Annotated in this window: 13 protein-coding genes; 10 read left to right on the top strand and 3 right to left on the bottom strand. The window is 60.3% G+C overall.

Annotation, left to right across the window (positions count from 1 at the left end; translation table 11 throughout):
* Window positions 1-246: 246 nt before the first annotated feature.
* From DFT_RS22540 to DFT_RS22530, 3 genes are read left to right on the top strand one after another with little or no spacing between them, the layout of a single operon-like run.
* Entirely contained in the window at window positions 247-687 is a 441-nt protein-coding gene (locus DFT_RS22540; RefSeq protein ID WP_054033554.1) for a potassium channel family protein, read from the top strand.
* Complete coding sequence (locus DFT_RS22535; protein ID WP_054033552.1) at window positions 684-1,346, top strand: potassium channel family protein; 663 nt, start codon at window positions 684-686, stop codon at window positions 1,344-1,346. Before DFT_RS22540 ends, DFT_RS22535 begins: the two co-directional genes overlap by 4 nt.
* A gap of 7 nt (window positions 1,347-1,353) precedes the next feature.
* Window positions 1,354-2,871, top strand: coding sequence for a TrkH family potassium uptake protein (locus tag DFT_RS22530; RefSeq protein WP_439950919.1), 1,518 nt, complete (start codon window positions 1,354-1,356; stop codon window positions 2,869-2,871).
* A gap of 108 nt (window positions 2,872-2,979) precedes the next feature.
* On the opposite strand, the gene DFT_RS22525 is transcribed toward DFT_RS22530, so the two are convergent.
* From DFT_RS22525 to DFT_RS22515, 3 genes are all read right to left on the bottom strand, one after another.
* Complete coding sequence (locus DFT_RS22525) at window positions 2,980-3,486, bottom strand: PilZ domain-containing protein (RefSeq protein WP_083453717.1); 507 nt, start codon at window positions 3,484-3,486, stop codon at window positions 2,980-2,982.
* Window positions 3,487-3,508: 22 nt separating this feature from the next.
* Window positions 3,509-3,925 carry a RidA family protein gene (locus DFT_RS22520; protein WP_054033545.1) on the bottom strand — a complete coding sequence of 139 codons (417 nt, stop codon included), beginning with the start codon at window positions 3,923-3,925 and terminating at the stop codon, window positions 3,509-3,511.
* An 80-nt stretch (window positions 3,926-4,005) separates the two neighbouring features.
* Window positions 4,006-5,298, bottom strand: a complete 1,293-nt coding sequence (locus DFT_RS22515) for a lytic murein transglycosylase (protein WP_083453716.1) — start codon at window positions 5,296-5,298, stop codon at window positions 4,006-4,008.
* 435 nt (window positions 5,299-5,733) lie between these two features.
* On the opposite strand from DFT_RS22515, the gene DFT_RS22510 reads away from it, so the two are divergent.
* The 7 genes from DFT_RS22510 (at window position 5,734) to DFT_RS22480 (ending at window position 14,252) form a co-directional block, all read left to right on the top strand.
* On the top strand, window positions 5,734-7,422 hold the full coding sequence (locus DFT_RS22510) for an ATP-binding protein (protein ID WP_054033541.1): 1,689 nt from the start codon (window positions 5,734-5,736) through the stop codon (window positions 7,420-7,422).
* Complete coding sequence (locus DFT_RS22505) at window positions 7,419-7,781, top strand: response regulator (protein ID WP_054033539.1); 363 nt, start codon at window positions 7,419-7,421, stop codon at window positions 7,779-7,781. Before DFT_RS22510 ends, DFT_RS22505 begins: the two co-directional genes overlap by 4 nt.
* A gap of 31 nt (window positions 7,782-7,812) precedes the next feature.
* Window positions 7,813-9,375, top strand: coding sequence for a sigma-54-dependent transcriptional regulator (locus tag DFT_RS22500; RefSeq protein ID WP_054033537.1), 1,563 nt, complete (start codon window positions 7,813-7,815; stop codon window positions 9,373-9,375).
* A 230-nt stretch (window positions 9,376-9,605) separates the two neighbouring features.
* Complete coding sequence (locus DFT_RS22495) at window positions 9,606-11,057, top strand: efflux transporter outer membrane subunit (protein ID WP_054033534.1); 1,452 nt, start codon at window positions 9,606-9,608, stop codon at window positions 11,055-11,057.
* A complete protein-coding gene (locus DFT_RS22490; protein WP_054033532.1) occupies window positions 11,054-12,349 on the top strand; it encodes an efflux RND transporter periplasmic adaptor subunit in 1,296 nt (431 codons plus the stop codon). The genes DFT_RS22495 and DFT_RS22490 overlap by 4 nt, the downstream gene beginning before the upstream one ends.
* Complete coding sequence (locus tag DFT_RS22485) at window positions 12,346-13,050, top strand: ABC transporter ATP-binding protein (protein WP_054033530.1); 705 nt, start codon at window positions 12,346-12,348, stop codon at window positions 13,048-13,050. The genes DFT_RS22490 and DFT_RS22485 overlap by 4 nt, the downstream gene beginning before the upstream one ends.
* Entirely contained in the window at window positions 13,050-14,252 is a 1,203-nt protein-coding gene (locus tag DFT_RS22480; protein WP_054033528.1) for an ABC transporter permease, read from the top strand. The genes DFT_RS22485 and DFT_RS22480 overlap by 1 nt, the downstream gene beginning before the upstream one ends.
* Window positions 14,253-14,317 lie beyond the last annotated feature (65 nt).

The following is a 14,317-nucleotide window of genomic DNA, read 5'->3' as shown; positions in this document are numbered from 1 at the left end:
TTTCCAGGAATGAGCTCGATTTTACCGAGCGGAGACTATGCCAAAACGCTTGCCGTGCGTCAATGCCTGAACGATCCTGGGGTTTGTTCGCTGCCGGCCGAATCCGGGGTCGGAGGGCACTGAAAAAAAAAGACCTTGAAATAAGGTCCGGTCCAATTCAAATATGATATATTCATCATTCATTTCCATATTGCACCCCTATTTTCGTCGCACGTTTTTTTGACCATTTGCAGGACAGTGGTGGACATGAAGGAGAGCCTTTATATCGTGATCGTCGGGTGTGGTCGCCTGGGGTCCTACCTGGCCAACCACCTGAGCCGCGCGGGGCATTCGGTCGTGGTGATCGACTCGAACGAAGAGACGTTCGGCGATCTGTCATCCGATTTCAGTGGTTTTCGCGTCGTGGGGGATGCGACCGAATTGGCGGTGCTTCGGGAGGCCAAGCTGGACGAGGCCGATGTCTTGCTGGCCACAGCGCGGGAGGACAATGTCAACTTGATGGTGGCCCAGATCGCCGGCAAACTGTTCCACGTCGCCCATGTGTTGGCCAGGGTTTTCGATCCCCGTCGGGAGCAGATTTACAAACAGCATGGCATTGAGACCGTCTGCCCGACAGCACTGGTCGCCGCGGCGTTGGTCGGCAGCGTGGCCGGCGGTGGGGCAGTACCGGAAGAGGGGCTGCCATGAAGGTTCTCATCGTCGGTGCCGGCAAGACGCTCTATTTCCTATGCCGTCATTTCAAGGCCAAGGGGTATGAAGTGGTTGTCATCAACCGGAACCCGGCGGAGTGCGTTCAATTGGCCCGGAAGCTTTCCGCGCTGGTCATTTGCGGTGACGGCAGCGATGCCATGATCCTCAAGGAGGCCGGTGCCAGGGAAGCCGACGTGGTGTTCGCCATCACCCCCTATGATCAAGACAATCTGGTGATTTGCCAGTTGGCCGCCATGCAGTTCGGTGTGCCCCGGGCCATCGCCCTGGCCAATGATCCGGACAACGAGCCGATTTTCGAGAAGTTGGGGGTTTCCGCCTTTTCGACCACCCAGATCGTCAGCCGGTTGATCGAAGAGCGGGCATCTCTGGAGCAGATCATCACTCTGCTGCCGGTCGGCCAAGGCCGGGTCAATGTGACGGAGATGGTGCTCGACCGCGATGCCCCGGTGGCTGGAAAGTTTTTGAAGGACATCGTCCTGCCGGACGATGCCCTGGTTGCCGTCGCCATTCGGGACGATCGGCCGATCGTCCCCCGGGGGGGCACCCAGTTACTGGCCGGCGACCGCCTGGTGCTGATCACCCTGCCTGAAAACCATGACACCGTGATCGAGGTGCTCATGGGGGATCGCAAATAGGGGATAGGTGTTGCGGGAAAAAGCATATCTCAAAGGTCAATACGCGGCGATTCTTTCATCCGTGGGCGTGATCCTTCTGATGGCCGGGGGGTTGATGGTGACGCCGCTTCTGGTCCTGGCCGTGCATCCGGATCAGGCCGCCCAGGCACCGGCGTTCCTTTTTCCGGCCGCCGCATGCGCCCTTTTGGGGGCTGGCTTATGGCGCATCTTCCGCCCCGCGGCAGACGTCTCCCTGTCGATTCAAGAGGGCGGCATCATCGTTCTCTTGAGCTGGATGACCGTCATTGGTTTTTCGGCGTGGCCATTTGTCATGCTTTCGGAGCTGACCTTCTCCAGGGCCCTTTTCGAGTCGATGAGCGGATGGACCACCACGGGGCTGACGGTCGTGGACGTGACCCGCGCCAGCCCCATGATCCTGCTGTGGCGCAGCGTGATGCAATGGGCCGGCGGCGCGGGACTGGCCATCATCATGATGTCGGCCATCGTGGGCCCTACCGGCGTGGGCCTCTCCAGCGCCGAAGGACGAAGCGAGCAACTCGTCCCCGAAGTGCGCCGATCCGCCCGCCTGGTTATGACCATCTATACGGTTTATGCGCTGGCCGGAACGCTGGCCTACTGGTGGGCCGGCATGTCGGCCTTCGATGCCCTCAACCATGCCTTTGCCGCGGTGTCGACGGGCGGGTTTTCGACGCGCGCGGAGAGCATCGGCCACTGGGATTCACCTGTCATAGAGGCGGTCAGCCTGCCGCTCATGCTGCTCGGAAACCTGAGCTTCGTGACCGCCTGGTTTCTCTGGCGCGGCAAGTTCGGTTTCGTCGCGAAAAATGGTGAAGTCCGCCTGATGGTGATCCTCATTCCCCTGGCCACGGCCGTCCTGTTCCTGCTGACAAGCCAGGAGGTCTATTCTCAGCTTGGGTTCCAGCCCGAGTCCCAGCTCGGGCCTGAATCTGGAAAAGCGCTCCGGGTCGCTGTTTTCGAAACTGTGGCCGCTCTGACCACCACCGGATTTTCCACCGTGAGCGGCATGCATTGGAACGCCGTCGGCCTATTCCTGTTGATCCTGCTGATGCTGATCGGCGGTGGGACCTGCTCCACGGCCGGCGGCATCAAGCAGTTCCGGTTCTATCTCTTTTGCAAGCTGTTCGTATGGGAAATCAGGCGCTCCCTTCTCCCGCGCACCGCCGTCATCGATTGTTCGATTCAGGAGGGCACCCATCGGGTGGCGGTGGATGACGCCAGGGTGCGCCAGGTGGCGGTTTTCGTATTTCTCTACCTGGTCACCTACCTGCTGGGCGTCATGGTCCTGTGCGCTTGCGGGCACGATCTGGGCGACGCGCTCTTCGAGTTCGCTTCGGCCCTCGGAACGGTGGGCCTTTCCGTGGGCGTGACGTCCGCTGGAATGCCGGACGCCGCCCTGTGGGCCGAAATTTTCGCCATGTTTCTCGGACGCCTCGAATTCACGGTGCTGATCGTCAGCCTGCTCAAAATGGGGCGGGACAGCCGATCGATGTTGGCGGGTGCCTGACCGATTCGGCTCATGCGTATGGGCGGTGGGACGAATCCGAACGGCGACGCATCAACAGTAGTCTGAATGAAAGCCATTTAAGCCCGGCTCGGGGTGATCAAAAACAGACTACCTAAATTCGTCCAAGCATCTTTGCAGAAAACGCGCCGCCTTGGAACGCACGGTGTTGTAACGGATGCCAATTCCCCATGTGTTTGCGTGAATGATGCGGGCATCTAATTTCAGATCGGAACAACCGTCGATGTTTTTGAAGTCAACGGTGACCGCATCTCCGATTTTCACCGGAATGTAGCATTCCACGAATGCGCCCGTAAAACTCAGGTTTGTCACGGTGGCGGGATGTGCTTCTCCGGCATAATGCAGCAGAATCGGCACGCAGCAATTTCTGCGGGTGGCCCGCAGTTTAGTTTTGATGCGCTCCGCCTCTGTGAGCAGCAGGCCGCGCTCATCCGGCGTCATTTTCATGATCAGATCGATGAGCCTGCGAATGGTAACATCATATCGTCCGGATCTATTCACGCGTCCTCGACTCAATCCATTTTCAGTAAATAGTGAGGCCGGAGCCGAAAAGAGCTCTCGAACCATCGGAGCTCCCGGACGCAGGGCGCGCCGCATTCCGGGTCCCCGACCGGCCTGATTATCCGATGACCGCCGTCGCCTCGATTTCGAGCAGCATGCCGTCGACAAACAGCTTGTTGATCTCCACAAAAGTACTGGCCGGGCAGTAATCGCCAAAGTACTTTTTAAAAATTTGGCCGCACTCCTTTCCTCTGGCGAAAAATGCATCACGGTCGGTGCAATAGATTGTCATTCTCACAATGTCGGTCATTTGGGCGCCCCCAAGCGCCAGGACCTCTTGCACGTTTTTGAATATCTGGTCGTATTGCAGGCAGATATCACCCTCGCCGACCAGATGGCCCTGGGCGTCGAACGCGCCCTGTCCCGCGGCAAACAGCGTCGTCCCCCCGGTGGTCTTGACCAGGTTGGCGTAGCCGCGTGGTTTTTTCCAGCCGGGTGGATTCAATACTTCCTTTGCAATTGATTTTTCCATCATTCTAAAACCTCCTTGATGTCGATTTGATTGGACGAGTCAATGGATATGGCACGGTGTGCGTGCAGGCCTGTGTATTTTCTTTACCCTTCACGAGGGGGAGGCGGTGCCTGGAGCCGAAGATCCCGGAGCAGCTCTGGCGCCGGATAGCCGTCCGGCGGCAAGCCATGGGCCCGTTGAAAGTCGCGGATGGCGGCGCGCGTCCGGGGGCCCGGCAAGCCGTCCGCCGCGCCGGCATCGAATCCGAGGCGGTTGAGAAGCTGCTGTATCTCTTTGATCTCCTGGTATGCCAGCGGCGCGTGCGCCGCATCCCGGCCGGTCGAAAGCGGCGGCATTCCGACGATGCGGTCCGCCAGATGGCCCACGGACAGGGCGTAGTTGATGGATCGGTTCCACCGCAGCATGACCCGGAAGTTGTCGTAGACCAGAAAGGCCGGACCTTTGCGGCCCTGGGGCAGCACGATGGCACCGTCCATATCTCGCCTGGGCAAAGCGCCGCCGTCGGCGCGCCGCACACCCAAAGCCGACCACTCTTCCACGCCCTTTGTTTTTTCCATCGTTGCCAGCGTCAGGTCGAAGTTCTCGGGCAGGCGCACCTCGCGGCCCCACGTCTGGCCCGGTCGCCAGCCCATATCGGAGAGATAGTTGGCTGCCGAGGCAAAGGCATCTGGCAGGCTGCCCCAGATGTCTATACGGCCGTCGCCGTTATCATCCACGGCGTGTCGATTGAACGTGGCCGGCATGAATTGCATGTGCCCCATGGCACCTGCCCATGAGCCGGTCATCGCATCGGGCAGGATGTGGCCTTGATCGATAATACGCAGGGCATCCAGGAGTTGGGTCCGGAAAAATTGGCTGCGTCGATGGTCATAGGCCAGGGTCGCCAGGGTTTGGATCACCGGGAAGCTGCCCATATGGGCGCCGAAGTTGGTCTCCAGGCCCCAGAAAGCCACCAGATAGCGCGATGGCACGCCATAATGGGCCTGGATTCGATTCAGCAGGGCGCGATGCCTGGCCAGCAGCCGGCGTCCCAGTTTCGCACGCTCATCGCTGACGCGCAGCTCCAGATAGTCCCAGAAGGTCTGGGTGAATTCCGGCTGACGGCGATCGAGTTCGATCACCTTGGCCAACGGTACGATATCCCGTAGTGCCGCATTCAGCGTGGCTTCGGAGATGCCTTTCCCTCGCGCCTCCTGGCGGAGCTCCGCCAACCACGCAGCGAACGCCGGGTCCTCGACGACTTCATTCGCGCCATCCTGGCCGGCGGCCTGTCCCCCCGGTTCGCTGGCCCGGCACAGTGCCGGCGACAGGAGAACGACGGCTGCCGCGACCAGGGCAAGTCCCTCGCGCCACATCCAGTTTCGTGATCTTTTCATTGATATGCAGCCCAATCGGCACTCGTTCAATTTTGACGGCGCCGTCCGACAACGACGTTTTACATAGCCATCAATTTCCTTGATAAGCTAATTTCCGGCAAATCGTTTCAGTGCCGGGATGTTGTAATCAGCTGTTGGATGTTGATGAATTTTTAAGATCATACTACAAACCATCTCAAAAATCCGATTTTTGAAATCACTTGTGGTAATATTTGATGGACTTGTAAAAAGTCGTTGCCGGACGGCGCCGTAAGAAGTTCAAGATCAAGGCGCGCGAAATCCCGTGTCCTGAGGCGAACTTGTGGTACGCCGCAAGGACGACGGAATGAGCGCAACGCAGATATTGGACTTCTTACGGTGTCGTCAATATTTCGTGTCCGTCCAAACGACCAGCAGCTTGACCCGTCATGGCTTTCATTCACCAGGAGCCGTGTGATGACATTTTTTGAACTCGCGGATCATCGCGTCCGGCTATCGCCCATACGGTCATTTCTCATATTGATGCTGCTTTTCCCCGGGATGTCATCGGCGAAGGCCGACAACCCGGTGGTGACCGTCGGCGTGTATGAAAATGCGCCCAAGGTGTTTGTTTCGGAATCCGGCGAACCCGCCGGCATCTTCATCGACATCATCGAGCACATCGCCGAGCGCGAAGACTGGACGCTTCGCTATGTGATCGGTACATGGACCGAAGGATTGGACCTTCTGGCCAAAGGCGGCATCGATCTGATGCCCGATGTGGCCTATACCGCCGATCGGGCCCGTATATATGCGTTTCACAAGCAGCCGGTCCTCTCCTCCTGGTTTCAGGTTTACGCCCCCAAGGGCAGCGGCATCCGATCGATCCTGGACCTCAATGGAAAACGAATTGCCGTTTTAGACCACTCGGTTCAGGAAGCCGCCTTCGTCCGACTCACTGCGGGATTCGGGATCCATGCGACCATCACCCCGGTGCCGGACTATAAAACCATATTCGCAATGGTCGCCGCGCGTCAATGCGATGCGGCCATTACCAACCGTTTTTATGGACTGATGCACGCCCAAAAATATGGCTTGGAGGATACCACGGTGGTGTTTCACCCCTCCAATTTGTTCTTCGCGGCATCACAATCCGTCCCCCAACACCTGCTGGACGCCATTGACGATCATCTTGTAAACATGAAAAGCAACACCCAATCGGTCTATTATGGGTCTCTGAAGCGATGGATCGCCGAGGATGTCAAGTACGAGTTGCCGGCATGGGTTGCGACACTCGGCTGGGTTTTGGGCGCTATCCTCTTGATGAGCCTGGCCGGAGGTGTCCTTTTAAAGCGTCAGGTGAATGCCCGCACCCGGGAGTTGAGGCAGATCAACCTGGAGATGGAACAGCGCATCGTCCAGCGGACCGCCGAACTGGCCGCTGCGGTGGAAAAAGCCCAGGCCGCCGACCGGATCAAGTCCACCTTTCTGGCAATTATGTCCCACGAATTGCGCACGCCGCTCAACTCGATCATCGGCTTTACCGGCATTTTGCTGCAGGGGTTGGCAGGGCCTCTGAATCCCGAGCAGCAAAAACAGATGGGCATGGTACAGGGCAGCGCCAGGCACCTTCTGGCGCTGATCAACGACGTGCTGGATATTTCCAAGATCGAGGCGGGCCAGTTCGCGCTTTCGATCTCTTCTTTCGGATTGAGGGATTCAATTGAAAAGACGGTCCGACTGGTCACACCGGCGGCCGTTAAAAAAGGCATCGATTTGAATCTGGCCATCGCAGACGATGTGGCCACCGCAACCACGGACCAGCGTCGTCTGGAACAGGTCATCCTCAACCTCCTCAACAATGCCGTCAAGTTCACGGATAGGGGCAGCGTGGACGTGTCGTGCCGCATCGAAAACGGGCATTGCCGCCTGTTGGTTTCCGATACGGGTATCGGTATCGCACCCGAACACCTGCAGCGCATTTTCGAGCCCTTCCACCAGATCGATGTCCGGCTGGGCCGCAAATACGAAGGTACCGGCCTGGGACTCTCTATCTCCAAGAAGCTTGTCGAGATGATGGGCGGTGTCATCGAAGTGCAAAGCCGCTTGGGGCAAGGCAGCATGTTTACCGTTCACTTTCCTTTGAATTCAGGAGAAGGGTCATGAGCGACGTGCTGCTGATCATCGAAGACAACGAACAGAATTTATACCTGATGACTTTTTTGCTCGAAAAGAACGGCTTTGCGATTCTCGGGTCGCGCAACGGCCTCGACGGTATTCAGTTGGCGCTGCACCACAAGCCCAGGGCCATACTGCTCGATATCCAGCTTCCTGAAATGGACGGCTATGCCGTGATGGCCGAGCTCAAGCGGTATCGGGAACTCGTTGGTGTGCCCATTATCGCGGTGACCTCCTATGCCATGGTAGGGGACCGGGAACGCATTTTGGCCGGCGGGGCCACGGGCTATATCGAGAAGCCGATCAACCCGGATACATTCGCCGAGGAGATCCGGCGGTTTTTTTGACCGGTGTTGGAGCGGACAGCGGAGAAACACGATGAACGTCCTTATCGTGGATGACAATGAACACAACCTCTATTTTTTGGATCAGCTGCTCAAGGGCAGCGGTTATGAGGTGCGGCCGGCTGCGAACGGTGCCGAGGCCCTCGAACGGCTTGCGGACGGCCGGATAGATCTGATCATCAGCGATATCCTCATGCCGGTCATGGATGGCTTTCAGTTGTGCCGGCACATCAAGACCGACGAGTCCCTGCGCCACATTCCCATCATCATTTATACCGCCACCTATACCAGCGCCAAGGACGAGGCCCTTGCCTTCAAGCTCGGTGCGGATCGTTTCATCGTAAAACCATGCGAACCGGATGCCTTGATGGCGGAAATCCGCGATGTCATGGCCGTTGCCCAGCGCCGCGACAAGGCGTTGCCAATTGAACCCCTCCAGGAAGACGAGATGCTCAAGCTCTATAACGAACGGCTGGTGAATAAGCTCGAGCACAAAATGGTGCAATTGGGGAAGGAAGTCAAAGCACGCAATGCGGCTGAAAAAGAGCTCCGCAAAGCCTTCAACACGATCAAGTCGTTAAAGGAGAAACTGGAAGCCGAGAACATCTACCTCCGTGGTGAGATCAAACTGAAAGAGGGACATGGAGAGATCATCGGCACGAGTGATCCTATTAAATACGCCATGCACCGGATCCGTCAGGTCGCACGTACGAGCACCACCGTGATTCTTGTGGGTGAGACGGGGACCGGCAAGGGGGTATTCGCTCACTTGCTGCACGCGGAGAGCGACCGCCGGCATAAGCCTTTCGTGAACGTGACCTGCGCCGGCCTGCCTGCGAACCTCATCGAAAGCGAACTCTTCGGCAGGGAAAAAGGCGCCTTCACCGGCGCCACCGCCAGGCAGATCGGCCGATTCGAACTGGCCCACGGCGGCACGATTTTTCTCGATGAGATCGGCGAATTACCCCTCGAACAGCAGACTAAGCTCCTCAGGATTCTCGAAGACGGAGAATTCGAGCGTTTGGGCAGCCCGCGCACCGTCAAGGTGGACGTCCGGGTGATCGCCGCCACCAATCAAAACCTCGAGGAAGAGGTCCATCAGGGCCGGTTCAGAAAGGACCTTTTATATCGACTCAACGCCTTTCCCGTGACCCTCCCGCCGCTCCGGCAGCGACGGGAGGATATCCCCTTGCTGGCGAAGTTTTTCACCGATAAATTCAGCAAACGCTTTGGCAAGTGCGTCGAAGACATTCCGCCGGATACCATGAAAGCGCTCGAAGCCTACGATTGGCCCGGCAATGTACGCGAGTTGATCAATGTCATTGAAAGGGCGGTCATCGTGAGCAACGGCCCCGAGCTGCGGCTGGCCGAGCCCCTCGACGTCACCACCATTGCCTCGGATCTTACCGACACGTGCAAAGAACCCGATGCCCCGCAGCCGAAGTCCCTCGTCGACGTGGAGCGGGATTTCATCGTCCAGACCCTGCAGGAGACAGGGTGGAGAATCGAGGGGCCGCGGGGCGCCGCCAGGGTCCTTGGCATCAATCCCAGCACCCTCCGGAGCCGCATGAGGAAACTCGGCATTCGACGGCCCTGAATACGGCTGTGTCAACGACGAGGGGCTCGCATGCCCACCCATCCAAGAATTTTCTACATTACATCGTAAACTATTTTGCCCCTGCTGTCGTCCAAAGGTGTCAAGCGACGTTGCAACAGATGGCGACGCCCGGACCGTCGAACACGAGAACCCTTTTTATTTTACAAATGGGGGTGTAAAAGGTTCGTTTCATCGGATCACACAACCCGGAGACCCAGAGACTCTTCCGTATGAATGCATTGCGTCCTTACCACCTGTTGATTCTGCTGGCCTGCGTGCTCTTGACGGCGTGCATGACCGTCGGCCCGGATTACGTGCCCCCCGAACTCGAAGTGCCGGCCGTCTGGCAGCGGGTCGATCCGGCCGCCCATCCGGTGACGCATGCCGCCGGTACGGAGGCATTGAGCCACTGGTGGCAGGGACTCAACGATCCCCTGCTGTCCGCCTTGGTGGATGAAGCCTTGCAGGCCGCACCCGATCTGCGCAACGCCCAGGCCCGCCTGCGTGAGTCCCGGGCCCGCCGTGCGGTGGCCGCATCGGACCGATATCCCAGCGTGACCGCTTCCGGCACCGCCCGGCGCAGTCGTTCGAGCGAGGAGACCGGCAGCGGCGACACGCGCAGTCTCTACAGCGCGGGGTTCGATGCCACCTGGGAATTGGATGTCTTCGGCGGGGTGCGCCGGGGCGTCGAGGCTGCCGATGCCGATTTGGCGGCATCCGTGGAGAACCTTCACGACGCCCGGGTTTCCCTGGCGGCGGAAACGGCCTTGAATTATGTGGAGGTTCGCGCCCTGCAGACCCGGCTCGGCATCGCCCGGGACAACCTGGCCAGCCAAAGCGAAACCTTGCAAATCACCTTGTGGCGTTACCAGGCCGGACTCGTCGGCCTGCAGGACGTCGAACAGGCGCGCACCAATCTTGAACAGACGCGGTCCCAGATCCCCAGCCTGGAGATCAGCCTGGCCGAGGCCGAACACCGCCTGGATATTCTTCTGGGCTACCCCCCGGGAACCCTGCATGGGCGACTGGCCGATCCCGCACCTCTGCCTGCCGCCCCCGAGCGGATCGCCGTGGGCATCCCGGCCGACACCTTGCGTCAACGTCCCGATGTGCGCGTCGCCGAGCGCAAACTGGCGGCTGAAACGGCCCGCGTGGGCGTGGCCGAAGCCGCGCGCTATCCGGCGTTCAAAATCTCGGGATCCATCGGCGTCGAGGCGCTGGAACTCAGCGCGCTGGGCAATCGCGGGGCCGCCACGGCTTCCCTGCTGGCCGGCATCACCGCCCCGGTGTTCAGCGCCGGGCGCCTGCGCAACCAGGTGCGCATCCAGAACGCCGTGCGCGAGCAGGCGCTGGTGGCTTATGAACAAGCGGTGCTCACGGCCCTGCAGGAGGTGGAAAACGCGCTGGTGGCCATCGCCCGCAATGATGAACGCACCCGGGCGCTGGCATCCGCCGTTGCATCCGCCGAAAATGCGGCCGAACTAGCGCGGCAGAACTACAGTGCCGGATTGATCGATTTCCAGTCCGTGCTCAACACCGAACGTACAGTGCTGTCCGTGTCGGACAACCTCGCCAATACCCGCGCCGACGGCCTGCTGGCGCTGATCCGCTTATACAAGGCTCTGGGCGGCGGCTGGTCGCCGCCCGGCAATTCTCCTGAAGACGGCAAGGACATACCATGAACGATTCCCATGCTTCTCTAAACAGACCGAACCCCGACCTGCAACACCTTGTCGATCGCCATGCCGCCGGGCGTACCAAGCGCCTCTGGTTCGGGCTGGCTACCATTTTGATCATGATCGCGAGCATCTTTCTTTTCTTCTTGCGTTCCGGAGAGCAGTCGATCGAAACGCGCTACAAGAGCGAGCCGGCCGCCATCGGCAACCTGGTGGTCAAGGTGTCGGCCACCGGCAACCTGCAGCCGACCAATCAGGTGGATGTGGGCAGCGAGCTGTCCGGCATCATCGAGCAGGTCTTCGTGGACGTCAATGACCGGGTGGCTAAGGAGCAGATATTGGCCCGCCTGGACCTGTCCAAGCTGCAGGATGCGGTCGCCAAATCGCATGCCAATCTGAACGCGGCCGAGGCGCAGGTGTTGCAGGCCGAGGCCACGGTAGCCGAAACAGACGCTGCTCTGGCGCGTTTCCGTCAGGTTTCGGCGCTTTCGGGCGGCAAGGTGCCGTCCAAGAGCGAAATGGACACCGCCGAGGCCAATCTCAAACGGGCCCAGGCCAATGCGGCCAGCGCCCGGGCGAGCGTGTCCCAGGCACGGGCCAATCTACAATCGGACGAAACCAATCTCCAGAAGGCCAGCATTCGCTCTCCCATCAACGGCGTGGTCCTTGCCCGGGAAGTGGAACCGGGCCAGACCGTGGCCGCTTCGTTCCAGGCGCCGGTGCTCTTCACCCTGGCCGAGGACCTGGCGAAGATGGAACTGCAGGTGGATGTGGACGAGGCCGACGTGGGGCAGGTCCAGGCCGGTCAGAAGGCCGTCTTCACCGTCGATGCCTGGCCGGGGCGCAGCTTCGACGCGGTGATCACCCGGGTCAGTTTCGGATCCCAGGAAAAGGACGGCGTGATCTCCTATCTCACCGTGCTGTCGGTGGACAACGCCGATCTCTCGTTGCGGCCGGGCATGACAGGCACTGCCGAAATCACGACCTTGACGCGGGAAAACGTCTTGCTGGTACCCAACGCCGCATTACGTTTCTCACCGCCCGAAAGCGGTGCGGGTGCGAAGAAATCGAGCCGCGGCGTGGTCGGCGCGCTGATGCCAAGGCCGCCGCGGCAGACACCCAAGGCCCAGACCAAGGCTCCCAACGGCAGGCCGCGGGTGTGGGTGCTCAAAGAGGGGCGGCCAGTGGCGATCGAGGTTCAGACCGGCGCCACCAACGGCCGGCTGACCGAGATCACGGGCGGATCGCTGCAGGCCGGCATGCCGGTCATCACCGAGACGCTGGGGAGTTCGAAATGAGTGCGGCCCCTCTGATCCGTTTGTCCGGTATCTCCAAGACTTACGGCCGTGGCCCGGCCGCCTTCAAGGCGCTCGAAGGGATCGATCTGGCCATCGAGGCCGGCGAATTCGTCGCCATCATGGGGCCCAGCGGTTCCGGAAAATCAACGGCTATGAACATTCTCGGCTGCCTCGACACCCCCACCAGCGGCAGTTATGAATTTCAGGGGGTGCACGTGGAACGACTGTCGCGCAACCAACGCGCCATTCTGAGGCGCTATTATCTCGGGTTCGTCTTCCAGGGGTTCAACCTGTTGTCGCGCACCACGGCCCTGGAGAACGTCGAGCTGCCGCTGATCTACCGCCGCGAGCCGGCCGCCGCCCGCCATGAGGCGGCGCGTCTCGCCCTTCAGCAGGTGGGGTTGCTGGGCTGGGAACACCACACCCAGGCCGAGTTGTCCGGCGGCCAGCAGCAGCGGGTGGCCATCGCCCGCGCCATCGTCACCCGGCCCGACGTGCTGCTGGCCGATGAGCCCACCGGCAATCTCGACACCCGCACCAGTCAGGAGATCATGGAGCTGATCACGGCATTCAACCGTGATCAAGGCATCACCGTGCTCATGGTCACCCACGAGCCTGATATTGCTGACTATGCCAAGCGCGTGATCCGCTTCGTCGACGGCCGGGTGGAGAGCGACCGGCGCAAGGGGGAGGACACCTGATGGTATGGAATACGCTGTTCCTGGCGCTGCGCGCCATCCGGCGAAACCTGATGCGCTCTTTTCTCACCATTCTCGGTATCGTCATCGGCGTGGCCGCCGTGATCACCATGGTCACCCTGGGCAACGGCGCCACAAAATCCGTTTCCGACCAGATCTCCAGCATGGGCAGCAACCTGCTCATGGTGATCCCGGGCCAGCGTTTCGGACCGGGCGGCTCGGGCGCCCCCAACTTCAAACGCTTGGACCTGGAGGCCATCCGCGAGCAGATCACCCCCGCCGAGCATGTCGCGCCCATGGTGACCAAGAGTGTGACCGCCGTGTACCAGGCCAACAACTGGTCCACCGTCGTGTACGGCACCAGCAACGACTATTTTCCGGCCGGTAACTGGGAACTGGCGGCGGGCCGGGACTTCAGCGAAACCGAGGAGCGGGCCGGCAAGGCGGTGTGCGTGATCGGCGAAACCGTGCGTGAAAAGCTGTTCGGCGGCCAGAATCCGGTGGGCAGCGACATCCGGATCAAACAATTCGCCTGCGAGGTGATCGGCCTGCTCAAAACCAAGGGGCAGTCGGCCATGGGCCAGGATCAGGACGATTGTGTGGTGATGCCCTTGCGCACCGTGCAGCGCCGCCTCAGCGGAAGCCAGGACATCAACCGGATCATGGTGTCGGTGCGGGACAATGCCGCCATCGACGCCGCCAAGGCTCAGCTCATCCTGTTGTTGCGCGAACGGCGCAACATCGGCGACATAGAGGAGGATGACTTCCGCGTCATGGACACCCGCCAGATCGCTGAAACCCTCACCAGCACCACCAGGATTCTGACCATGCTGCTCGGCGCCGTGGCCGCGGTGAGCCTGCTGGTGGGCGGCATCGGCATCATGAACATCATGCTGGTATCGGTCACCGAGCGCACCCGTGAAATCGGCATCCGCCTGGCCATCGGCGCCATGGAGAGGGAGGTGCTGCTGCAGTTTCTCATCGAAGCGGTGGTCCTGTCGAGTCTCGGTGGCCTGGTCGGCATCGTGCTCGCCACGACCGCTTCCATTTTTCTCGCAGGGTTGATGAACATCCCTTACCTGTTCAGTCCCGGAATCAACCTGCTCTCTTTTGCCTTCTCCGCCGCCATCGGCGTGTTGTTTGGCTACTTTCCGGCTCTGCGGGCCGCCAGCCTCAATCCCATCGACGCCCTGCGGCACGAGTGATAAGATCCATTTCAGCGCGTGTCCAACGCGACCAGGGGACGGACCGGCAGCGGTCATGCCGGCCA

Origin of the sequence: Desulfatitalea tepidiphila (genome assembly GCF_001293685.1) — a bacterium.
GTDB lineage: Bacteria > Desulfobacterota > Desulfobacteria > Desulfobacterales > Desulfosarcinaceae > Desulfatitalea > Desulfatitalea tepidiphila.
This window is presented reverse-complemented; position numbering and strand designations above follow the sequence as displayed.

Coding starts and splice junctions, on each gene's coding strand:
- DFT_RS22505 (WP_054033539.1), top strand. CDS start 7,419: ATGAGCGACGTGCTGCTGATCATCGAAGACAACGAACAGAATTTATAC.
- DFT_RS22535 (WP_054033552.1), top strand. CDS start 684: ATGAAGGTTCTCATCGTCGGTGCCGGCAAGACGCTCTATTTCCTATGC.
- DFT_RS22510 (WP_054033541.1), top strand. CDS start 5,734: ATGACATTTTTTGAACTCGCGGATCATCGCGTCCGGCTATCGCCCATA.
- DFT_RS22500 (WP_054033537.1), top strand. CDS start 7,813: ATGAACGTCCTTATCGTGGATGACAATGAACACAACCTCTATTTTTTG.
- DFT_RS22495 (WP_054033534.1), top strand. CDS start 9,606: ATGAATGCATTGCGTCCTTACCACCTGTTGATTCTGCTGGCCTGCGTG.
- DFT_RS22480 (WP_054033528.1), top strand. CDS start 13,050: ATGGTATGGAATACGCTGTTCCTGGCGCTGCGCGCCATCCGGCGAAAC.
- DFT_RS22515 (WP_083453716.1), bottom strand. CDS start 5,298: ATGAAAAGATCACGAAACTGGATGTGGCGCGAGGGACTTGCCCTGGTC.
- DFT_RS22520 (WP_054033545.1), bottom strand. CDS start 3,925: ATGATGGAAAAATCAATTGCAAAGGAAGTATTGAATCCACCCGGCTGG.
- DFT_RS22485 (WP_054033530.1), top strand. CDS start 12,346: ATGAGTGCGGCCCCTCTGATCCGTTTGTCCGGTATCTCCAAGACTTAC.
- DFT_RS22540 (WP_054033554.1), top strand. CDS start 247: ATGAAGGAGAGCCTTTATATCGTGATCGTCGGGTGTGGTCGCCTGGGG.
- DFT_RS22525 (WP_083453717.1), bottom strand. CDS start 3,486: ATGCGGCGCGCCCTGCGTCCGGGAGCTCCGATGGTTCGAGAGCTCTTT.
- DFT_RS22490 (WP_054033532.1), top strand. CDS start 11,054: ATGAACGATTCCCATGCTTCTCTAAACAGACCGAACCCCGACCTGCAA.